Origin of the sequence: Micromonospora deserti (assembly GCF_003236335.1) — a bacterium.
In the GTDB taxonomy this organism is placed as follows: domain Bacteria; phylum Actinomycetota; class Actinomycetes; order Mycobacteriales; family Micromonosporaceae; genus Micromonospora; species Micromonospora deserti.
Genome location: NZ_POUB01000005.1, coordinates 43,091 through 64,101, shown reverse-complemented (window position 1 = coordinate 64,101; position 21,011 = coordinate 43,091). Strand labels below are relative to the sequence as shown.

Here is a 21,011-nt window from a genome sequence, read left to right as displayed (position 1 = left end):
CCATGCTTACCTCCTCCGGTCATCCCGCCGCAGGCGCTGCCCCGCCCGGGGACGAGCAGGTGCCGCGGCGTTGTCCCGACGCCTGCCTGCGCCACCACTCACGTGCTCGGGGTTTCGTCGTACGGCCGGCCGATGACCGCCACCGCGCCGGCGGAGCGTTCGACCTGCACACCGAAGCCGGCACCGGTGAGGGTGGCGGTGACCTTCTGCACGATCTCGTCCGCCCGGTTGCCCGGCGGGTCGTAGCACAGGTAGAGGCCACCACCGGGGGCGAGGAGCCTGGCGGCCAAGGCGAGCTCGTGATCGGCCGGCCCGGTCCAGAACAGGTTCACGTTGATCGCGAAGATCTTGTCGTACCGCGCCGTGTCCAGGCCAGCGGCGAAGAGGTCGGCCGCCCGGAAGGTGGCGGTGCGGATGATGGCCCGGCCGGCCCGGATGTGGGCGGCGTTGCGCTGCTCGGCGCGCGCGGCCATCGTGGCGGACCGGTCGATCGCGGTGACGACCCCGGTGGACAGGGACCGGCAGACGAGCCCGACCGCGGCCCCTCCACCACACCCGATCTCCAGCAGCCGGTCGCAGGCCGTGACCGCCAGCGTCTCGACCGCCCACCGGATCCGCTCGGGCACCGCCCGTACCGCCACAAACGGCGACTCTACCCGCCGCCGCGGCCGCCGGGTTCTCGTCGATCATGTCGCAGCCGGTTGCGATAGTGGTCGGGACGCGGCCGGCATGACGGGGGAACGAGACGATGAACGACACCGAGGCCGCTCCCGGCTGGCTGCGTGGTCCGCTGCGCCCCTTCCGCCGGGGAGCGTACCGGCTGCTGGCCGCCGCGTTGACGATGTCGCTCTTCGCCGCCGGCGTCTGGCTGATCGCCATCGTCTGGCAGGTCATCGCGATGGGCGGCGGACCGAGCGAGCTGTCCTTCGTCTCCGCGGCGATGGCGGCCGGCATGCTCGCGACCGCACTGCTCGGGGGCGTGCTGGCCGACCGGGTGCCGCAGCGGCGCATCCTGCTCACCGTCGCGGTCGTGCGTACCGTGGCGGTCGGCGCCGTGGCCGCGCTGGCGGTCGCGGACTGGTTGCAGTTGTGGCAGCTCGCCCTGGTGGCGCTGCTGATCGGCTTCGCGAACGGCTTCACCTACCCGGCGTACTCGGCGCTGCTCCCCTCGGTGCTGCCCGCCGACGAGCTGATGGCCGCCAACGGCGTGGAGCACATGTTGCGGCCCACCGTCATGCAGGCGGCCGGACCGGCGATCGCCAGTGCGATCATTGCCGCCTCCTCCCCCGGCGCGGCACTGGTCGCCGTCGCCGTGCTGGAGGCCGCCGGTGTCGCGTTCCTGCTGGCGCTGCGGCCGGTGCCGCTGCGCCACGACCGGCCGGCCTCCGCCGACCACCCGGTACGGGCCGCCCTGATCGACCTGCGCGACGGCTTCGTCTACATGGTACGGACGCCGTGGCTGCTCGCGACCCTGCTGTACGCGTCGCTACTGATCCTGTTGATCATGGGCCCGATCGAGGTTCTGGTGCCGTTCGCGATCAAGGATCGCGCCGGCGGCGGTCCCGGCTCGCACGCGCTGGTGATGGCGGCGTTCGGCATCGGCGGTGCGATCGGGTCCCTGGGCATGGCGGCCTTCCGGATGCCCCGACGGTACCTGACGATCATGAACCTCTCCTGGGGCCTCGGCTGCCTGCCGCTGGTTCTCGTCGGCATCGCCACCCACGTCGGGATGATCGCCGCCGCCGTGTTCGTCGTCGGGCTGTGCTTCTCCGCCCCGATGGTCATCTGGGGCACCCTGCTGCAACGCCGCGTCCCGGCCCACCTGCTCGGCCGGGTGTCCAGCCTGGACTTCTTCGTCTCGCTGGTGTTCATGCCCGTCTCCATGGCGATCGCCGGCCCGGTCAGCACCACGATCGGTCTCGGTACGACGTTCGCCGCGGCCGGCCTGCTGCCCACCGTGATCGCCGTCCTGGCGATCGTGCTGGCCAAGATGCCCCGGGACGAGCTGGCCCACCCCCTCGACCTCGCGACGGACGCCACCGCGGAGCAGCGCGGCAGGGTGGTCGAGGCGGCCAGCGGCTCCTGAGCAGGGCCCGTGCCGCACGCTCGCCGAGGGCCCGGGCGGCGGCCACAGCCGGCCCACCGGGGCCGGGCCCCGGAGCGGTGGCGCCCCGGGCTGCCGGAAACGCATACGGCCGTGCCGCGCCCAGGAGCTGGTGGCGGTGCAGGGTGGCCCGGTTGAGCGCCCGCCGGCCGAGCACCTCGGTCGGGGCGGCGAAGCCTGCCGGCGGGCGCCCACCTCAGCGGACCTTCCGGAAGAAGTCGCGCACGTCGCCGGTGAACAGCTGGGGCTGCTCGGTGGCGAAGAAGTGCCCGCCCCGGTCGTACTCCGCCCAGTGCACCACGGTGTGCTCGCGCTCGGCGAAGCGCCGGATCGTGATGTCCTTGGCGGTCGACACCAGCACGCCGGTGGGGACGGTTCCGCGGGCGGTTGGTGCCCAGCCGCCGGACCCGGTGCCGCCGTCGTCCCACTGGCCCGTCTCGTCGCCCCACGCGTTCGCGGTGATGTCCTCGTAGTAGACCTGAGCGGAGGATCCACCGGTGCCGGTCAGCCAGTACAGGGTGGCGTTGGTCAGCAGCCGGTCCCGGTCGATGCCGAAGTCCGCGTCGGCGGGGTGGTCGGTGAGGCGGTGGTATATCTCGACGATCCACGCCAGTTGCGCGGCGGGTGAGTCGTGCAGCCCGTACGCCAGCGTGTGCGGCGACTTGGCCTGGATCTGGAGGTACCCGTCGTTGTAGCCCTCCATCGCGCCCAGACGCCGCAGCTCGGCGTCGGTGAGCCCGTCCCGTTCGCCGTCCACGCCAATCGGGTAGGTGACCAGCGCGTTGACGTGGACGCCGACCACGCGGTCCGGGGCCTGGCGACCGATGGCGGGAGCGACGTACGCGCCGGTGTCGCCGCCCTGCACCCCGTACCGCTGGTAGCCGAGCCGGGCCATGAGCTGCGCCAGCGCGGCGGCCATCGTCTCGCTGCCCCAGCCGGGCTCGGCCAGTGGTGCGGAGAACCCGAACCCGGGCAGCGACGGGATGACCAGGTGGAACGCGTCGGCCGGGTCGCCGCCGTGCGCACGTGGGTCGGTCAGCGGGTCGATGACGTCGAGGAACTCCAGGAACGAGCTCGGCCAGCCGTGCAGCAGCATCAGCGGGGTCGCGTCCGGCTCGGGTGAGCGTACGTGCAGGAAGTGGAGCCGCTGCCCGTCGACCTCGGTGACGTACTGGGGGATCCTGTTCAGCGCCGCCTCGTGGGCCCGCCAGTCGTAGCCGGTCCGCCAGTACTCGGCCAGGTCCTTCAGGCGGGCCACCGGCACGCCGCGGCTCCAGCCGACCTCGGGCAGCACCGGCCAGCGGGTGGCGGCCAGCCGGCGGGCCAGATCGTCCATCTGCTCCTGCGGGATGTCGATGCGGAAGGGGCGGACGCCACACGTCGAATTCGTCATGGCGGTCACGTTAGGAACGGCTTAGGTCAGGGATGTTCCTAACCGACCTGGCATCCTTATGCCGTGGGCACCTCGGCTCGGCTGCTGAAACTGCTGTCCCTGTTGCAGACCCACCGGCACTGGTCCGGCGCCGAGCTCGCCGAACGGCTCGGCGTGACCCCCCGTACCGTGCGCCGCGACGTTGACCGGCTGCGCGAGCTGGGCTACCCGGTCAACGCGACGAAGGGCAGCCCCGGATATCGGCTGGGCGCCGGCGCGGCCCTGCCACCGCTGCTGCTCGACGACGACGAGGCGGTCGCGGTCGCCATCGGGCTGCGCACCGCCACGGCCAGCTCGGTGGCCGGCATCGAGGAGACCTCGCTGCGCGCGCTGGGCAAGCTGGAGCAGGTGCTGCCGTCCCGGCTGCGGCACCGGGTCACCACCCTGCAGCAGGCCACCGTCCGGGCCGCCGCCAACGGTCCACGGATCGACCCGGACGTCCTGCTCACGATCTCCGAGGCCAAGGGCCGACGTGAGCGGCTACGGTTCGACTACACCAGCCACCACGGCACCGAGACGGTACGCGACGTCGAACCGCACACCCTGGTCAACTGGGGCCGGCACTGGTACCTCGTCGCCTGGGACACCGGCAGGGACAACTGGCGCACCTTCCGCGTCGACCGACTGCGAACCCGCACGCCGACCGGGCCGCGATTCGCGCCCAGGGATCCGCCCGACGGCGACGTGACCGCGTACCTGTCACGGCAGCTGTCCACCGGACCGTGGAGCGTACGGGCGAGTGTCACCCTGCACCAGCCGGCCGAGCGGGTGGCCGACCTGGTGTGGCCGGGGATGGGCGCCGTGGAGCCCGTCGACGACCGAACCTGCCTGCTGCACCTCGGCGCCGAATCACCCGCGGCTCTGGCCTGGATGGTCACCTCGGTCGGCGTCGACTTCGCCGTGACCGAACCGCCCGAACTCGTCGCGGCGATCCGTGACCTCGGCGAGCGGTGCCGCCGCGCCACCTGATCGCCGCGGGGCGTATACGGTGGACGGGGCCGGCCCTGCGTCGTCGACGGCCTGACCGTCTCGATCCAGGCTGGTTGAGCCGCTCCCCGGCGACCCGGCCAGCCACCACCCCCGGACGCGGGGCAGCCCCATGAATGGGAGACCACGAATGATCTTCATTACCGCCAAGTTCCGGGTGCTGCCCGAGCACGCCGACCGGTGGCCCGAGATCGCCGCCGAGTTCACCCGGGCCACCCGGGCGGAGCCGGGCTGCCTGTGGTTCGACTGGTCCCGCAGCCTCGACGACCCGACGGAGTACGTGCTGGTCGAGGCGTTCCGGGACGCCGACGCCGGCGCGGCGCACGTCCAGTCCGCGCACTTCAGGACCGCGCAGCGGACCCTGCCGCCGCACCTGGCCGCGACGCCCCGCATCGTCAACGCGACGATCCCGCAGGACGACTGGTCCGAACTCGGTGAGATGTCTGTCCCCGACCGCCGCTGACCACCGGCCACACATCGCCACCGAGGACGCACAGCCGGGCTTCAGCCCGTCCCTCCAGCGCCAGGCCGTCGCGCGGGATGAGCCGACCGCCTGCACGGCGGGCGGCTCATCGGGTGGCGGCGGGCCGGAACCGGCCGCAGGTCAGAAGTAGTTGGGGAAGAGGTTGTGGCCGGGCCAGCTGGTCACCCGACCGGCGGCGGACCAGAGTTCCGGATCGATGGTGGAGTAGCTCAGGCCGGAGGGATCGTCGCGCTGGTTGAACAGGGCGGCGAAGCTCAGCCCGTTCGAGCCGCGGACCAGCAGGGAGTAGTTCCCGGGCAGGCTGCCGGTGTGCCAGGTGTTGCGGCCTCCGCTGACCGGCCGTACCTGCCAGCCGAGGCCGTAGTACCAGCCGTTCGGGTTCACCCCGGTCTCCGGTACCGCGAAGATCCGGCTCAGCGACGTGCTGTTGAACACCGCTCCCGCGGCGTCGAAGGCCGACGCCCAGCGGACCAGGTCGACGGCGGAGGCGGCCCATCGGCCGTTCCCCTCCTGCACGCGCATGCTGAACGTGCCGTACGGCGCCGGGACGGTACTCCCGGTCTCGTTCAGCACCGTCGGGCCGGTGTACCGGGACCGGTACGGCACCTCGCCACTGAGCGGGGCGATGCTCCAGGCCAGCTTCATCCGGGTGATGCCGAGCGGCGCCAGGAGGCGCTGCTGCACGTACGAGGCGTACGACAGCCCGCTCACCTTCTCGATGACCTGCCTGGCCAGCCCGTACCCGTAGTTGCTGTACGCAACCCGCGTCCCCGGGGCGAAGTCGAGTGGGCGCCCGGACATGTAGCGGACCACGTCGGCGAGGTGCAGCTCCATCGGCACGCCGAGCGCCCGGGAGATGGTCCGGTCCATGAACATCGGGTCGCCGGAGAGGGTGCGGTCCCAGCCGCCGGTGTGTTGCAGCAACCGCCACAGGGTCACCTGGGGCATCCGCGGGTCGAGCTGCTGCCCCTGCGGCGGGACAAGGTTGACCAGCGAGGTGACCGGCGTACCGAGGCTGAGCTTGCCGTCCTGGGCCAGCGTGGCCAGCGCGGCGGCGGTGACCGACTTGGAGATGCTGGCCACCCGGAACAGCGAGGTGGGCTGGACGGTGAGCCCCGGATCGTCGCTGTAGGTGTAGGCGCGGGCCAGCACCAGCCGGCCCTGGTAGGTGACCGCCAGTTGACCGGCGGAGATGTTGCGGGCCTGCATGAAGCTGCGCATGGTGTCGTCGAAGGGCTGAAGCGAGGCCGCCGTCGTGCCGGTGACCCGCCAGGTCGGCGCCGCCAGGCCGGGCGACCCGATCAGGATCCCGCCGGTCAGAGCCCCCGCGCCGGTGGCACCGACCAGCTTGCCGAACGTCCGCCTGCTTACCTCGACCCGCCCCATGACACTCCTCCGTCGGCTCCCCGTGTGCCCGACCGACGTCGACCGGTCGGCGCGTGCCAGCATGCCGTACCGGGCGGCTGAACGGCCGGGCAGGGTACGGCGACCGTCCACAGCCGACATTCCGGGCCCGGGCGGCGCCGATCGCGGAGGCCGAGCGTCAGACCCACGCGGGGCACGTCAACTGGGTGTGATGGGCTGGCTCGCGGCGAGGAGCCGGAGGAAGTGCGCGACGGCGTCGGCCATCGCGGCCCGCCCGACGGACAGGTACGCACGCGGGTCGGCGAGGCGGTCGTCGGCGAGGCGAGCCCGCACCGCCGTGGTGAACGCGACGTTCAGCGCCGTACCAATGTTGATCTTGGCGATTCCACCGGCCGCCGCCCGGACGAGTTCGTCGTCGGACACCCCGGACGAGCCGTGCAGCACCAGCGGCACGGCGACGGCGTCGCGGAGCTCGGCGATCAGCGCGTGGTCGAGGGCCGCCGTGCGGGTGGTCATGGCGTGTCTGCTGCCGACCGCCACGGCCAGGGCGTCCACCCGTGTCGCCGCGACGTACGTCGACGCCTGCTCCGGGTCGGTGCGCGCCTGCGGCGCGTGGGCGTCCAGCGGCGCCTCACCATCCTTGCCGCCGACCCGGCCCAGCTCCGCCTCCAGCCACAGTCCCCGCTGGTGGGCCCAGTCGGCGGCCCGCCGGGTGGCGGCCACGTTGGCCCCGTAGGGCAGCCCCGCCGCGTCGTACATCACCGAGCTCACCCCGGCGTCGGCGGCCTGGCGCAGCAGCCCCTCGTCCCGCACGTGGTCCAGGTGCAGCGAGACGTCGACCGCGGCGGCCCGGGCCAGCTCGGCGGCCGCCCGGGCGATCGGCAGGACACGTCCGCTGTGGTACTTCACGGCGTTCTCGCTGATCTGGAGGATGGCGGGAACGCCCACCCGTTCCGCCCCGGCCACGATGGCCTCGGCGTGTTCGAGCGTGATGACGTTGAAGGCGACGGCCGCGTGACCGCTCGTGGCGGCCCGCGCCACGAGGTCGGCGGTGGATGACAGGGGCACGGATGGACTCCCGGGTGGTCAGCTGGTGTCGGTGGTCGGCGCGAGCGACCCGACCCGTCCGCGGGCGAGCCGGTGGTAGGTGTCGGCGTCGAAGTGCCCCGCCCGGGGTGCCCGTACCGTCGCGGCGGAGAGGGCCACGGCCTCCGACAGCCGGTGCGGCCACGACGTGCCGGTGTGGATGCCGGCCGCGATCGCGGCGACGACCGAGTCCCCGGCGCCGGTCGGGTTGCCGGCCAGGGACGCCGGCGGTCCGGCCCGGAAGGTGCCGTCGGGGGTGACGGCGAGCAGGCCGTCCGGACCCAGTGAGGCGACCACCGCCCGCGCCCCCGCCGCGTGGAGCGCTTCGGCGGCGGCGAGCGGGTCGGGCAGACCGGTGACGTCGGCGAGCTCGGCGGCGTTGGGCTTGACCACGTCGGGTCCCGCCGCGACGCCGGCTCGCAGTGCGGGCCCGGCGGCGTCCAGGATCACCGGTACGCCGGCTCGCGCGGCGGCGACCGTCAGCTCGGCGTACGCGGCGTCGGGCAGCTGCGGCGGCAGGCTGCCGGAGAGCACGAGCACCGACGCGTCGGCGAGCAGGCGGTGCACCTCCCCGCGCAGCGCGTGCCACTCGTCGCTCGTCACGGCCGGGCCGGCCTCGTTCAGGACGGTGGCGTCGCCGCTGCCGACGTCGACGATGGTGAACGTCCGCCGACTCTCCCCCGCGGTGTCGATCAACCGGTGGGCGATGCCGTGCCGGTCGAGGTCGGCCTGGATGGCGGCGCCGGTAAGGCCGCCGCGGAACGCCACGGCGACCGTGGGCAGCCGCAGCGTGTGCAGGACGCGGGCGACGTTGACGCCCTTGCCGCCGGCCTGGATGCCGACCTCGGCGACCCGGTGGCTGGTGTGCGGCACCAGCGACGCGACGGTGTGGGTGATGTCGAGCGCGGGGTTCAGCGTGACCGTGACGATCATGCCGCGCCCGTACCCGCCGTGTCGGGATATCGCATGACCCTCCCCACCGCTGGCGTATCGGCCTGGACCGTAATACGGCGGCGTCGGTCATGGCAACCCGTGACGAACTCGGTGCGCCCGACAAATCACCAGACGAGCCGGACGGAGGACCTGGTGCCGGCCGCGTCGACGTTCCACCGTCGACCGAAGGCCGCGACGTTCCTCAGGCGGATCCGACCGAGTTCGGCGGGTATCCAAGCGTCGACGTGCAGTGCGCCACCGCGTGGCCGTAGGCCGAGCATGGTGCGCAGGAACAGCAGGGGGGCTCCACTGGCCCACGCCTGCGGATTGCACGCGGTGGGGTACGGCACGGGCTCACGGCCGAAGGACCGGTCGTAGCCGGAGAACGCCTCCGGCAGCCGGTGCTCGGAGTAGGCGGCCGCGTGCAGCATGGCCAGGGCGATGCGGTTGGCCTCGTCCCGGTAGCCGTAGCGGGCCAGCCCGGCGGCGATGATCGAGTTGTCGTGCGGCCACACGGTGCCCACGTGGTATCCGATGGGGTTGTAGCCGACATCGGCGGTGGACAGCGTACGCACCCCCCAGCCGGAGAACATCTCGTCGGACACGAGGTGCGCCGCCACCTGGCCGGCGCGGTCCTGCGGCACGATGCCGCTCCACAGCAGGTGACCCATGTTCGACGTCATCGAGTCGATGCGGCGCTTGTCGCCGTCGAGGCCGACGGCGTAGTAGCCACCCCGATCAGGAATCCAGTAGTCCCGGTTGAACTGCTCGCGCAGCCGGGCTGCCTCCGCCCGCAGCCGTCGGGCCAGGTCGGGTCGCTGCCACGGGCCGTCGGCGAGTTCCGCCGCACGCAGTTTCGCGTCGTAGGTGTAGCCCTGCGTTTCGGAGGTGGCGATCGGCAGCACCGGGATGGTGCCGTCGGCGAACTGCACGCCGTCCGGGGAGTCCCGCCAGCACTGGTTACCCAGGCCTTGGACGGAGCGGGTGGCGTATTCGACGTAGCCGTCCCCGTCGCGGTCGCCGTAGTGGTCGATCCAGCGCAGGGCGGCGTCGGCGTTGTCGCGCAGCCGGCACGCGAACTCGTCGTCGCCGGTCCACCGCCAGTACTCCGACAGCAGGATCAGCCACAGCGCCGTGGTGTCGACGCCGCCGTAGTAGGGGCAGTAGGGCTTGATGCCGAGCTGGGTCAGCTCACCTGCGCGGTACTCATGGAAAATCTTGCCCGGTTCCCGGTCGGTGAAGTCGTCGAGGGTCTCCGCCTGGTGCGAGGCCAACACGATCAGGGCGCCGCGGGCGACCTCGGGACCGCAGCTCATGGTCTGGTAGGCGGTGATCAGCGTGTCCCGGCCGAACGCCGTCATGAACCAGGGCAGGCCCGCGGCGAGCAGCACCACCGGCTCGCCGCGTATCTTCTTCTCGATGCGCATCGACACCAGGTCGACCGCCGACTTGTGGTAGACGTCGCGCAGCAGGTCCACGCCGGTCTCCAGGTGCGGCTTGTCCGCCGCCCACCGGGTCGACGGATCGTCCGGCCCGTGGTCGAACACGTGCCCGAACTCGCGAGCGGAAGGCCGGTAGCTTTCCTGGCCGCAGCGCAACGGGACCCACACCTGGCAGCCCCACTGCTGCCCCCGCTCGAGGTGGAGATCCCAGACCAGCGCGTTCCCGTCGAAGCGGTGCACGGCCGGCTCGGCCTCGATCCGCACCATCGCCGAGTAGTCGCCGTTGCGGTAGGCGAACCCGACCGCCGAGCCGTCGGGCTCATGCCGGCGAACAATGTCCGGAGCGCGGTCGCGAACCGACTCCTTGATCTCGAACAGGTCGGCGAAGTCGGTCCCGACCGCCAGTCGCAGCCGGACCGACACCGGCTCGATACCGAAGTAGCGCACCTCGACGCGTTCGTACAGCCCGTCACCGACGAACCGCTGCCGCCGTACCCCGACCCGGTTCGCCGGCAGGTCCGGCAAGTCGGGGTTGGCCAGGAAGAACGCCGCGGAGTGGGCGTCCACTGTTCCCGAGGACAGCACCATCAGGGGCGCATCGTTGACGGTCAGTTCCCACTGGTCGATGAACCGGGTGTCGTCGTGGACGAGACCGCCGATCGAGCCTTTCGGCACGTTGCCGGCGGCGTCGGAGAACATGAACGTGCGCCCCTGGAGCACGCCGATCGCCTCGGGCCCCAACTCCGGGGGCAGGTCTCGGCAGGCACCGCTGGACACCCGGTGCCGTGCCTGGGTATCCGGCATCGGGTCAGCGGGGGTCGGTCGCTGTGTCGCCGTCACGGACACCTCCCCAGGTTCGTGAAGGACCGGCACATCCCGGACGTCCGTCAGCAGCCTCGGGCCACACGCCTAGCCGGCGCGCAGACCGGCCCGGCACTCACCCTGGCCAACGCGTGGCTCGCCGAGCCCTTCGCCGACTACCCGCGCCGTCCGCTCGTATACATGCCGGGGAGCGAAGAACCCGCGGCCGCCGCCTCGTCGGGCACCGCGAAAAGGCAGGTCAGCCACAGTGCGAGCGGCGCTCGCGAACGGTGTCAGATCACGGTCACACCGGCGCTCACCCCACCGCGTGACGATATGAAGTCGGAAGCCGTCACTCCGACGGATGATCACGATCCTCGTGGGGGTTTCCATGACACGAAGACGGGCGCTGGCCGCGCACGCGGCGCTGCTGCTGTTCAGCAGCCTGACCGTCCTGATCGCACCGAACTCCGGCACCGCCGCACCCCTGCGCCCACCCGACGAGCCGGCGAAGCCGAAGCATGTCGGCGTGGTCGAGCCGGTACGGGCCGGGGTGTCGAAGCCGGTACGGACCATGCCACGCGCGAAGGGCGGCAACCGGGCGACCGCGCCCACCACCGACACCGCCGACGCCCAGCCGGACATCGCCGGAAAGGCCGACCCGGTGATCCAGACCGCGGACGCGCCGGTCAACGACGACCTGCGACCCACCAACACCCCGTTCGCCGGCCAGACCGGCGGCACCCCGCCCGACACCGTCGGCGACGTCGGTCCTGACCACTACGTACAGATGGTCAACACGACCTTCCAGATCTGGAACAAGGACGGCACCTCCCCGCCCAACGGCGGGCCGTTCCCGATCAACTCGCTGTGGACCTCCAACACCGTCAACGACAACGGCTGCGACACCCAGAACGCGGGCGACCCGATCGTCCTGTACGACCAGACCGTCGACCGGTGGATGCTGGCGCAGTTCACCAGCCCGAACACCGCGCCGTTCGACATGTGCGTCGCCTACTCGCAGACGCCGGACCCGACGGGCGCGTACTTCACCTACTCGTTCCGGCTCAGCGCCTCCCACGACTACGAGAAGTTCGGCATCTGGCCCGACGGCCTCTACATGTCGACGTTCGAAGGCGGCACGCTCGGGGCGTACGTCTTCGACCGGGCGGCGATGGTCAGCGGCAGCCCCGCCACCTTCCAGTACTTCGGCTCCGGCGCCGGCGCCCTCGGGCCCGGTGTCTCCTCCGCCGGCCGGGTGCGGTTGTTCCCCAGCGACTGGGACGGCGTCAACCCGCCCCTCGCCGGCGAACCGAACCACTTCCTGCTGTCCCGCGACGCCGACAACGGCCAGGGCGGCGCCCAGGACAGCATCGACGTGTACGACTTCCACGTGGACTGGACCAACCCCGCCAACAGCACCTTCGGCCTGGCTACCACGCTGATCACCCAGCCGTTCGACATCAACATCGGGTGCACCGACGTCGACGGCAACGGCGCGGCCCGCGACTGCATCTCCCAGCCGGGCACCACGCAGCAAATCGACGCGCTGCCCGGCCGGCTGATGCACCGGGTGCAGTACCGCAACTTCGGCTCCCACCAGGCGATGGTGGCGGTGCAGTCGTCGGTGGACGCCGATGGCAACAACCGGGTCGGCACCCGCTGGTACGAGCTGCGCAACAGCGGCGGCGGCTGGGCCATCCACCAGCAGGGCACCTACGCGCCGGGCACCGCGGACCGGTGGATGGGCTCGGCGGCGATGGACGGCAAGGGCAACATCGCGCTCGGCTACAGCCTCGTCGACGCCGGCGCCAACGTCTTCCCGTCGATCGGCTACACCGGTCGGCTGGCCGGCGCGCCGCTGGGCAGCATGCCGGAACCGGAGCAGATCATGTTCTCCGGCACCACCTCGCAGACCAACGCCGACCGCTGGGGCGACTACAGCTCGATGAACGTCGACCCGGTCGACGACTGCACCTTCTGGTACACCCAACAGCACGGCGGCGCCCGGCAGACCCGCATCGGCGCCTTCAAGTTCACCTCCTGCGACCAGACCGACCTGCGGATCACCAAGAGCGACTCCCCCGACCCGGTTCACGCCGGCCAGCAGCTGACCTACACCGTCACGGTCACCAACGACGGCCCGAACACCGCCGGCTCGGTCACCGTCACCGACACCCTGCCGGCGGGGGTGGCGTTCCTGTCCAGCGCCCCGGCGTGCACGAACGCGGCCGGCACCCTCACCTGCGGGCTGGGTGAACTGCTGCCCGGTCAGTCGGTGCCTCTGGTGATCCAGGTCGCGGTGCCCGCGAACCTCCCGCCCGGGACGATCACCAACACCGCCACGGTGGCGGCGGCCGACCAGTTCGACCCGGACCCGGGCAACAACACGGCCACCGCGACCACCACGGTCACCAGCCGGGCCGACCTCGCGGTCACCAAGGTCTGCAAGCCGGACCGTCCGGCACCGGCCGGCACGCCCGGCTTCTGCGACATCCATGTGGACAACCTCGGCCCGTCCGACGCGGCGTCCGTGGAGCTGACGGACGCGCTCACCTCGGCGACGCCGTTCGAGGTGGTGAGCGTGACCGCCACCCCGTCCGGGTCGTGCGCGCCCACCGGCACCGGGCCGGTCACCTCCGTCACGATCACCTGCGACCTGGGCACCGAACCGGCCGGCGGCCGGACGACGGTGCGGGTCACGGTGACCGCCGACGACGTCGCGCAGGTCAACGACGTGGCCACGGTGACCAGCGCGACCGTGGACCCGAACCAGGCCAACAACAAGGCCACCGGCCGGGTGGAGTTCGTCGGGTCGGCCGACCTGAGTCTGGACAAGGCCGGGCCGGCGAGCGTCACCGCCGGCACCCAGATGCAGTACGTCGTCACGGTCACCAACGACGGCCCGTCGGTGGCCCGGGACGTGGTGGTCGCCGACACGCTGCCCGCCGGGGCCAGCTTCGTGTCGGTCACCCCGTCGGCCGGCACCTGCGCCAACGGCCAGCCGACCACCCGTGACGTGCGCTGCGGCCTGGGCAACCTGGCCGCCGGGGCGTCCGCGACGATCACCATCGTGGCGCGGGTCGCGCCGGACGTGGTGCCGGGCACGGTGCTGTTCAACGAGGCGGTGGTGTCCAGCGTTACCGCGGACCCGGACAACGACGACGTCCGCGACAGCGTGTCCACGACGGTCGAGGCGTCCGCGGACCTGTCGGTGACCAAGAGTGACTCCCCCGACCCGGTCGTGGCCGGCGAGGAGATCACCTACACCATCACGGTGAGCAACGCCGGACCGTCGACGGCGCAGAACGTGACGGTGACCGACACGTTGCCGGCGGGCACGACGTACGTCAGCGGTGTCGACGGCAACGGCGCCACCGTCTGTACTCTCGTGCAGACCGACCAGGTGGTGTGCGCGTTGGGGGCGCTGAACCCGGGGCAGGGCCGGTCGGTGTTCCTGACCGTGCTGGTCGCCCCGTCGGTGCCGAGCGGGACGACCCTGACCAACTCGGTGACGGTGTCGGCGACGACCCCGGACCCGAACCCCGCCGACAACACGGCCACCCAGCAGACCGGGGTGCGGGCGTCGGCGGAGCTGTGGCTCGACAAGATTGGCGAGCCACGGTCGGGCAACCCGTCCCCGACGATCGTGTGGACGCTGACGGTGCACAACGACGCCGGCTGCGAGCGGGACGCGCAGTCGACGCCGACCCCGACGTGCGGGGCCGGCGGGCCGTCCGACGCGCAGAACGTCACGGTGGTGGACACGCTGCCGCTGGATCCGAAGAAGCTGACCGTCCAGTACCTCTCACCGCAGTGCGACTACGACCAGGCCACGCACATGGTGACCTGCACGGCGGCGAGGGTGCCGGCGGGCGCGACCGTGTCGTTCGTGATCGAGACGCAGGCGCAGGGCAGCGTCCGGACGATCCGGAACTCCGCGACGATGACCAGCACGACGCCGGATCCGGCGGCCGGAAACAACAGTGACGACGTGACGATCGTGGTGAAGGGAGGCACCGGCCGGTAGCCGCCCCCCTACTGGATGCCGTTGGTGTAGGTCAGCGGGACGGCGACCGGATCGGCCCCGCTGACCGTCACCCGCCGCTGCGGGGTGAACCGGTAGTCCGCTACCGGTTCACCCCGGACGACGTACGTGCCCGGATCGACGGCGACCGTGGCGCCCCCGTCCGGCCCGGTGCGACCCCGCGCGACCACGTCGCCGGTGGTGGAGCGGATCTCGAAGCCGGTGCCGGGTCGGGGTTTAGGGTCGCAGCGCGGATCGGGGGTGACCGGCAGGTGCGGGCACTGCTCGCCGAGCTGGGTAATAACCCGCACGGCACCCCGCCCCGCGCCGGCCTGGGCGGTGGTGGTGACGCTGCCCGCCGCGGTGGCGGTGGCGGTGGGGCTGGGAGCGTCCGGCGCGTCGCAGGCCGCCGCCAGCAGCACGGCGGCGACGGCGGCGAGGACCCCCGGCCGGAAGGCCATGCGCCGATCGTACGACGCCGGGCCGCCGGGAACGACGTCGGACGCCCGCGAGATTGACAGCGAGCCCCGCTGGGACTGCACTGGGTGGAGCAGTCGGCGTCCGCACCTCGACCGGGCAGGCCGCCGCTGCCCAGGACACCAGGGAGGGAACGTGGACCCCGTGCCCGTCCGGCCACCGCAGGACGCGATGACCGTCCGTCGCCTGCGCCTCGGCATCGGTGTGGTCGGCATCGCCCTGCCGATCGTGCTGACCGCCGGCAACGCGCTGCTCACCGGCCGAGTCACCCTGCTCGACTCGATCAGCGGCTTCTACCACACCGGCATGCGGGACGTCTTCGTCGGCGGCATGTGCGCGATCGGTGTCTTCCTGATCTGCTACCGCTACCGACGGCTGGACGACGCGCTGAGCACCGTCGCCGGGGTGCTGGCGGTCGCGGTGGCGCTGTTCCCGACCGCGACGGACGCGCCCGCCGGCACGCTCACCGCCGACGACGTCATCATCGGCCGGGTGCACCAGATCGCGGCGGCGGCGCTGTTCGTGCTCCTCGCCGTCTTCTGCCTCTTCCGGTTCCCGGCGTCCGAACCCAGCGGCGCCGCCCGGGGCAGGCGGGTACGCAACGGCATCTACTACGCCTGCGGCGGCCTCATACTCAGCGCCATCACCCTCGCCGTGGCGAGCAACGCGCTGCCCGAGGCCACCCGGGACACGCTCAAGCCGCTGTTCTGGTGCGAGGCGGTCGCGGTGCTCGCGTTCGGCGCCGCCTGGCTGGTCAAGGGCGAGGAACTGTTCCGCGCGGCCCGCCCGGCACCACCTGCCGGGCCACCCGCTCGTGCAGCGCGGCCAGTGCCGGGCTGACCGCGGCGGTGAGCGGCGCCGGGTCGGCCAGCCGGCGCGCCGGCTCCGGCAGCCAGGCGAGGTCGGCGTCGAACCGGCGGCGCGCGGCACGGACCTCCCCGGCCGGATCGGCGGCGTCGAGCCGGCGCCCGCCGCGCATCACCGGCACCAGCAGCGGCTCCCGGCCGACCGGCGGCGGCTCGTCGCGGAGCCCCACGATGTCGCCGCCGGCGGCGGCGGGGGCGCGGAAGACCTGCTTGGGACCGGGCAGGGTGGCCTTGCCGGGCGACAGCTTGAGCACCGGTCGGTCGCCGACGCCCACCAACTTGTACGCGCTGTCCAGCGACGGCGCGTCGTAGGAGACCCCCATCTTGGTGCCGACGCCGTACGCGTCGATCGGCGCGCCCGTGGCGACGATCCCGGCGATGATGTCCTCGTCGAGGCTGCCGCTGGCGACGATCTGGGCCCGGGTCAGCCCGGCGCCGTCGAGGATCGCGCGGGCCTGCCTGGCCAGCGCGGCGAGGTCACCGGAGTCGAGGCGGACGCCGACCGACCCGGTCAGTCCCAGCTCGGTGACGACGTCGACGGCGGCCCGCACCCCGGCCGGCGTGTCGTAGGTGTCGACCAGGAAGATCGGGTTCGTCGGGTAGTCGGCCGCGAACGCGCGGAACGCGGCCCGTTCGTCGGGGAACGCCTCGACGTACGAGTGGGCCATCGTGCCGGACGGGGTCAGGCCGTAGCGCCGGGCGGCCTCGACGTGGCTGGTGGCGGCGAACCCGGCGATGGCCGAGGCCCGCGCCGCGGCCGCGCCGGCCTCGATGCCGTGGGTACGGCGGAACGCGAAGTCGACCAGTTGGGCGCTACCGGCGGCGAGCCGGCAACGGGCGGCCTTACTGGCGACCGTGGTGTGGAAGGTGATCAGGTTCAGCACCCCGGTCTCCACCAGCTGCGCCTCGGCGATCGGCGCGGTGACCTCCAGCAGCGGCTCGTCGGCGAACACCACCCGTCCCTCCGGTACGGCCCACACGTCGCCGGTGAACCGCAGCCCGGCCAGCGCCCCCAGGGTCGCCTGGTCGAACCCGACGGCATCGCGCAGGTAGGCCAGCTCGTCGTCGTCGAACGTGAAGCTCTCCAGGAAGTCCAGCGCCTCGGCCAGGCCGGCGGCGACCAGGAAGCCGCGCCGCGCCGGCAGGCGGCGGGCGAACAGGCTGAACGTGGCGGGTTCGGTCATGTCCCGGCGCAGGTAGCTGGCCGCCATCCGCAGCTCGTACAGGTCGGTCCGCAACCCGGTCATGTCACCTCCTCGGCCACGCCACCACTGTGGTGGATCCGGCGGCCGAGCGAGCGGGAAACAGAGGATCCTGGTCGTTGTCAGCGACGGTCGGTCATCCGGGCTGGCCGGTGGCGAACCGGGCTGGCGGCAGGCCACAGACGCCCACGTCCGCCGCGAACACCGCCCCCGACAGTTCGGCATCGCCGGAGCGGGCCGTGGTGACGAACAGGCGGCGCAGGTCCGGCCCGCCGAACGCCACGTTGGTGACCAGCGGCGCCGGCACCCGCAGCGCCCGGTCCGGCGCCAGGTCGGCGGTGTAGCGGCGCACCATCCCGCTCCCCCACAGGGCCACCCACACCCCGCCGCCGGCGTCGACGGTGAGCCCGTCCGGCCGGTCGACGGGCACCGACGCCACCCGACGGCGGTCTGGCCCGTACGCGGTGACGGTGCCGGCGAACGTGTCGGCGTGGTAGAGGACCTGCCCGTCTGGGCTGGTGTCGACGCCGTTCGACGCGCCCACCCCGGCGGCGACGACGCGCGGGCGCAGGTCCGCCCCGACCGCGTGCAGGGCGCCCCGGTTGGCGCCGGTCCGGTCGACCGACCCGACGTACAGCACCCCGTCGCGGCCGCAGACGGCGTCGTTGAGCGCCAGGTCGGCCGGCCCGGGCAGGCTGACCAGCGGCCGGAGAGTCCCGGCGTGCGGGTCGACGGAGCCGAGGTCACGGCCGGAGACGCCGAGCCAGCCGCCGCCGGCGCGGGGCACCAGCGCGGTGACCGGCCGGCCGCCGGTGAGTGCGTGCGCGGCGCCGGTGTCCGGGTCGACGGTCCAGATCGCGTGGCCGGTGACGTCGACCAGGTGCAGACGGCCGACGCTGTCGTCCCAGACCGGGCTCTCCCCCAGCGCGCAGCGCAGGTCACCGAGGACAGCCCAGTCAACGTCCTCCGGGGTCACAGCCATCGGGCGCGCAGGTCGGGGCGCAGCCACGCCGCGGGTGAGGCGATGGACAGGCCACCGTCGACGGGCAGCACGGCCCCGGTGACGAAGTCCGCCGCCGGGGAGGCGAGGAACGCCACCGCGGCGGCCACGTCCTCGGGTCGGCCGACCCGGCGCAGCGGGTAGCCCTCGGTGACGCCGGGCAGGTCGGCGCTGCCGATCATGCCGGGGGCGACGGCGTTGACCCGGATGCCGGCCGGCCCGTACTCCAGGGCGAGCTGGCGGACCAGGCCCTCGACGCCGGCCTTCGCGGCCGCGTAGCCGGGCAGGCCGGGCGCGGCGAGGGTGGCGTTGACGGAGCTGACCGCGACGACCGCCCCGCCGCGGGGCAGCAGCGGAAGGGCCGCCCGCACGACGTAGAACATCGACCCGAGGGTCGCGTCGAGCGCGATGCGCCACTGCGCGTCGGTGGTCTGCGCCGCCGGGGCGACCGGCATGACCGCGGCGGCGGGCACCACCACGTCGAGCCGGCCGAGGGTGCGGTGCGCGTCGGCGACAACCTGGTCGGCGGCGTCGGGGTCGGCGCAGTCGGCGACCAGTTCGGCGGTGAACGCGGGGTCGGCGCGCCGCTCGAGGGAGACGCCGACGACCCGGTCGCCGGCCTCGGTGAACGCCCGCCCGATGGCGGCGCCGATCGGCGAGGACGCGCCGACGACGAGGATGCCGCGGCCGCTCATCGGGCCAGGCCCAGGTCGGTGAGGATGGCGGTGAGCGACTCCCGGCCGGCCGGGTCGAGCGGGCGGGCCGGTGAGCGGACGGTGGCGTCGGCGATGAGCCCGCGCCGCACCAGCACCTCCTTGTGCACCGCCCAGGCGACGCCCTGCTGCAGGCCGAAGAGGATCAACGGCAGCAGCCGGGTGAACCCGGCCCGCGCCGCGGCGTGCCGGCCGGCCGACCAGTCGGCGAGCACGGGTGCGAGCAGATCGGGGAACTCGCAGGCGGGCATGGTGCCGGTCGCGCCGCGGGCGTACTCCTCGAGGCAGAACTGGGCGTTCTGGCCGCCGAGCACGGCGAAGCCGGCATCGGCGCGGGCGGCGACCACGGCCGCGACCTTCGGCGCGGTCGGCGGGGACTCCACCTTGACGGAGGTGACCCCGTCGAGCTTGCCGAGTTCGGCGATGAGCGCGGGCGACATGGTGACGCCGGTGGCGCCGGGCGCGTCCTGGACCATCACCTCGACGCCGGTGGCCGCGGCCACGTCGCCGTAGAAGGTGAGCAGCTGGTCGGGGGTCGGCTTGACCATGAACGGGGGCAGCACCATCAACGCCGCGGCGCCGCCGGCCACCGCGGCGGCGGCCTGCTCGATCGCGGTCACCGTGGAGGTGCCGCTGACCCCGGCGACGACCGGGACGGCACCGGCCACCACGTCGGTGACGGCGGCGAGGATGCGGGCCCGCTCGTCGGTGGTGAGCGCGAAGCCCTCGCTGGCCATGCCGAACACCGCGACGCCGGCCACGCCGCTGGCGAGCTGGAACTCGGTGAGCCGGCGCAGGCTGGGCAGGTCCAGGGCGCCGTCGGGCCCGAACGGGGTGGCGAGGATCGGCACGAGGCCGTGGACGGTGTGGCGCACTCAGGACTCCTTGGCCAGGGCGCGAACCGTGCCGGCGTCGACGGTGACGCCGAGCCCGGGTCCCGCGGGCAGGTCGAACGCGGCCGGGTGCAGCGGCACCGGCCCGGTGAGGATGCGGGCGCCGACCTCGGTGGAGGTCGGCTGGTACTCGAACGCGGCGAGGTCGGCGACCGCCGCGGCGACGTGCAGGCCGGCGGCGAGGGAGACACCCATGCCGACGGAGTGGTGCGGTGCGACGGGCACGTGCCGGGCGGCGCACAGCTCGGCGATCGCCATCGCTTCGGTGATGCCGGTGCGGGCCACGTCGGGTTGGGCGATGCGCAACGCCCGGGCGTCGAGCCACTGCGTGAACTCGTACCGGTTACGCAGCGTCTCCCCGACCGCGATCGGCACGCCGGAGCGGGCGGCGAGTTCGGCGTGCCCGGCGATGTCCTCCGGCGCCAGGGGCGCCTCCAGGAACCAGGCGCCGCGCTCCGCCAGCCCGCGGGCCAGCGCGACCGCGTCGTCCACCCCGTACGCCCAGTGCCCGTCCACGGCGACGTGCAGGCCGGGCGCGGCGTCGCGGACGGCGTCCACGGTGGCCAGGTCGGCATCGACGCCGTGGCCCAGGTGCAGCTTCACCGCCGCCGCGCCCCGGCCGGCCCAGTCGCGGGCCAGCGCCGCCCGCTGCGGGTCGGTGGGCCGGGGCAGCCCGGATACGTACGTCGGCAGCCGGGTGCGGAACGCGCCGCCGAGCAACTGGGCGACGCTGAGCCCGGCCAGCCGGCCGGCCAGGTCCCACAGCGCGATGTCGACGGCGGCGAGCGCGTCGGCCTGGTGGCCGACCAGGTGCCCGCGCTCGCGCATCAGGTCGCGCAGCCGGTGCCAGGCCGGGCGGGGGGCGGTGGCGTCCATGCCGACGAGCACCGGCGCGAGCAGCAGGTCGACGATCGCGGCGGGCACCTCGGGCGCCACCGGGGCGAGTGCCTCCCCCCAGCCGGTGGTGCCGTCGTCGGCCACCACCTCCACGAGCAGCGTCTCGTAGCGGGACGAGTAGAGGCTGCGCCACGGCTCGCGGACCTGGTAGCCGCCACCGATGGTGCTCCCGTCGCGCAGCGGCCCCAGGTACGCCTCGTCGGCGCGCACCTTCAGCACGTGGGTGCGGACCTCGCGGACCAGCATCACGCCTCCCTTCCGCAGGTCAGCCGGACCGGCTGGGGCCGCTGGGGCGCTGGCCC

16 protein-coding genes and 1 pseudogene are annotated in these 21,011 nt (G+C 73.2%); 4 read left to right on the top strand and 13 right to left on the bottom strand.

Annotation, left to right across the window (positions count from 1 at the left end; translation table 11 throughout):
- Positions 1 to 98 precede the first annotated feature (98 nt).
- Positions 99 to 641, bottom strand: a complete 543-nt coding sequence (locus tag C1I99_RS01540; RefSeq protein WP_111132340.1) for an SAM-dependent methyltransferase — start codon at positions 639 to 641, stop codon at positions 99 to 101.
- Positions 642 to 748: 107 nt separating this feature from the next.
- On the opposite strand from C1I99_RS01540, the gene C1I99_RS01535 reads away from it, so the two are divergent.
- The gene (locus C1I99_RS01535) at positions 749 to 2,086 is read left to right on the top strand and encodes an MFS transporter (protein WP_111132339.1); all 1,338 of its coding nucleotides are present in this window, start codon (positions 749 to 751) and stop codon (positions 2,084 to 2,086) included.
- 214 nt (positions 2,087 to 2,300) lie between these two features.
- On the opposite strand, the gene C1I99_RS01530 is transcribed toward C1I99_RS01535, so the two are convergent.
- Positions 2,301 to 3,497 (bottom strand): epoxide hydrolase family protein, encoded by a 1,197-nt coding sequence (locus C1I99_RS01530; protein WP_111132369.1) that lies wholly within the window; start codon positions 3,495 to 3,497, stop codon positions 2,301 to 2,303.
- A 63-nt stretch (positions 3,498 to 3,560) separates the two neighbouring features.
- On the opposite strand from C1I99_RS01530, the gene C1I99_RS01525 reads away from it, so the two are divergent.
- Both C1I99_RS01525 and C1I99_RS01520 read left to right on the top strand, forming a co-directional pair.
- Entirely contained in the window at positions 3,561 to 4,505 is a 945-nt protein-coding gene (locus C1I99_RS01525) for a helix-turn-helix transcriptional regulator (protein ID WP_111132338.1), read from the top strand.
- Between the two features lie 148 nt (positions 4,506 to 4,653).
- A complete protein-coding gene (locus C1I99_RS01520) occupies positions 4,654 to 4,986 on the top strand; it encodes a putative quinol monooxygenase (RefSeq protein ID WP_111132337.1) in 333 nt (110 codons plus the stop codon).
- Positions 4,987 to 5,127: 141 nt separating this feature from the next.
- Here the strand turns inward: C1I99_RS01520 and C1I99_RS01515 are convergent, their stop codons facing one another.
- From C1I99_RS01515 to C1I99_RS01500, 4 genes are all read right to left on the bottom strand, one after another.
- On the bottom strand, positions 5,128 to 6,393 hold the full coding sequence (locus C1I99_RS01515; protein WP_111132336.1) for a serine hydrolase domain-containing protein: 1,266 nt from the start codon (positions 6,391 to 6,393) through the stop codon (positions 5,128 to 5,130).
- Between the two features lie 177 nt (positions 6,394 to 6,570).
- Positions 6,571 to 7,440 carry a class II fructose-bisphosphate aldolase gene (locus tag C1I99_RS01510; RefSeq protein ID WP_111132335.1) on the bottom strand — a complete coding sequence of 290 codons (870 nt, stop codon included), beginning with the start codon at positions 7,438 to 7,440 and terminating at the stop codon, positions 6,571 to 6,573.
- Positions 7,441 to 7,458: 18 nt separating this feature from the next.
- Positions 7,459 to 8,391 (bottom strand): 1-phosphofructokinase family hexose kinase, encoded by a 933-nt coding sequence (locus tag C1I99_RS01505; RefSeq protein WP_111132334.1) that lies wholly within the window; start codon positions 8,389 to 8,391, stop codon positions 7,459 to 7,461.
- Between the two features lie 125 nt (positions 8,392 to 8,516).
- Entirely contained in the window at positions 8,517 to 10,637 is a 2,121-nt protein-coding gene (locus C1I99_RS01500) for an amylo-alpha-1,6-glucosidase (protein WP_111132333.1), read from the bottom strand.
- Between the two features lie 388 nt (positions 10,638 to 11,025).
- Here C1I99_RS01500 and C1I99_RS01495 point away from each other — a divergent pair, with 388 nt between their 5' ends.
- Positions 11,026 to 14,664 (top strand): COG1361 S-layer family protein, encoded by a 3,639-nt coding sequence (locus C1I99_RS01495; RefSeq protein ID WP_158553906.1) that lies wholly within the window; start codon positions 11,026 to 11,028, stop codon positions 14,662 to 14,664.
- Between the two features lie 8 nt (positions 14,665 to 14,672).
- On the opposite strand, the gene C1I99_RS01490 is transcribed toward C1I99_RS01495, so the two are convergent.
- The 7 genes and pseudogenes from C1I99_RS01490 to C1I99_RS01460 all read right to left on the bottom strand — a co-directional run bounded on the left by C1I99_RS01490 (position 14,673) and on the right by C1I99_RS01460 (position 20,955).
- Positions 14,673 to 15,122, bottom strand: a complete 450-nt coding sequence (locus C1I99_RS01490; protein WP_146603860.1) for a hypothetical protein — start codon at positions 15,120 to 15,122, stop codon at positions 14,673 to 14,675.
- A gap of 381 nt (positions 15,123 to 15,503) precedes the next feature.
- On the bottom strand, positions 15,504 to 15,746 hold the full coding sequence (locus C1I99_RS35115) for a hypothetical protein (protein ID WP_438941376.1): 243 nt from the start codon (positions 15,744 to 15,746) through the stop codon (positions 15,504 to 15,506).
- A gap of 156 nt (positions 15,747 to 15,902) precedes the next feature.
- Positions 15,903 to 17,251 (bottom strand): annotated as a pseudogene (locus C1I99_RS01480) (nicotinate phosphoribosyltransferase); the annotation flags it as partial.
- Between the two features lie 91 nt (positions 17,252 to 17,342).
- Positions 17,343 to 18,188: an SMP-30/gluconolactonase/LRE family protein gene (locus C1I99_RS01475; RefSeq protein ID WP_111132328.1), complete on the bottom strand. Its 846-nt coding sequence runs from the start codon at positions 18,186 to 18,188 to the stop codon at positions 17,343 to 17,345.
- Positions 18,179 to 18,901 (bottom strand): SDR family NAD(P)-dependent oxidoreductase, encoded by a 723-nt coding sequence (locus C1I99_RS01470; protein WP_111132327.1) that lies wholly within the window; start codon positions 18,899 to 18,901, stop codon positions 18,179 to 18,181. Before C1I99_RS01470 ends, C1I99_RS01475 begins: the two co-directional genes overlap by 10 nt.
- Complete coding sequence (locus C1I99_RS01465; protein ID WP_111132326.1) at positions 18,898 to 19,794, bottom strand: dihydrodipicolinate synthase family protein; 897 nt, start codon at positions 19,792 to 19,794, stop codon at positions 18,898 to 18,900. Before C1I99_RS01465 ends, C1I99_RS01470 begins: the two co-directional genes overlap by 4 nt.
- Positions 19,795 to 20,955 carry a mandelate racemase/muconate lactonizing enzyme family protein gene (locus C1I99_RS01460; RefSeq protein WP_111132368.1) on the bottom strand — a complete coding sequence of 387 codons (1,161 nt, stop codon included), beginning with the start codon at positions 20,953 to 20,955 and terminating at the stop codon, positions 19,795 to 19,797.
- Positions 20,956 to 21,011 lie beyond the last annotated feature (56 nt).

Bases quoted from the DNA above. Each gene is read 5' to 3' on its own strand.
- C1I99_RS01535 (WP_111132339.1), top strand. From the start codon at position 749: ATGAACGACACCGAGGCCGCTCCCGGCTGGCTGCGTGGTCCGCTGCGC.
- C1I99_RS01530 (WP_111132369.1), bottom strand. From the start codon at position 3,497: ATGACGAATTCGACGTGTGGCGTCCGCCCCTTCCGCATCGACATCCCG.
- C1I99_RS01520 (WP_111132337.1), top strand. From the start codon at position 4,654: ATGATCTTCATTACCGCCAAGTTCCGGGTGCTGCCCGAGCACGCCGAC.
- C1I99_RS01515 (WP_111132336.1), bottom strand. From the start codon at position 6,393: ATGGGGCGGGTCGAGGTAAGCAGGCGGACGTTCGGCAAGCTGGTCGGT.
- C1I99_RS01505 (WP_111132334.1), bottom strand. From the start codon at position 8,391: ATGATCGTCACGGTCACGCTGAACCCCGCGCTCGACATCACCCACACC.
- C1I99_RS01500 (WP_111132333.1), bottom strand. From the start codon at position 10,637: ATGCCGGATACCCAGGCACGGCACCGGGTGTCCAGCGGTGCCTGCCGA.
- C1I99_RS01495 (WP_158553906.1), top strand. From the start codon at position 11,026: ATGACACGAAGACGGGCGCTGGCCGCGCACGCGGCGCTGCTGCTGTTC.
- C1I99_RS01490 (WP_146603860.1), bottom strand. From the start codon at position 15,122: ATGGCCTTCCGGCCGGGGGTCCTCGCCGCCGTCGCCGCCGTGCTGCTG.
- C1I99_RS35115 (WP_438941376.1), bottom strand. From the start codon at position 15,746: ATGCCGTTGCGTACCCGCCTGCCCCGGGCGGCGCCGCTGGGTTCGGAC.
- C1I99_RS01475 (WP_111132328.1), bottom strand. From the start codon at position 18,188: ATGGCTGTGACCCCGGAGGACGTTGACTGGGCTGTCCTCGGTGACCTG.
- C1I99_RS01470 (WP_111132327.1), bottom strand. From the start codon at position 18,901: ATGAGCGGCCGCGGCATCCTCGTCGTCGGCGCGTCCTCGCCGATCGGC.
- C1I99_RS01460 (WP_111132368.1), bottom strand. From the start codon at position 20,955: ATGCTGGTCCGCGAGGTCCGCACCCACGTGCTGAAGGTGCGCGCCGAC.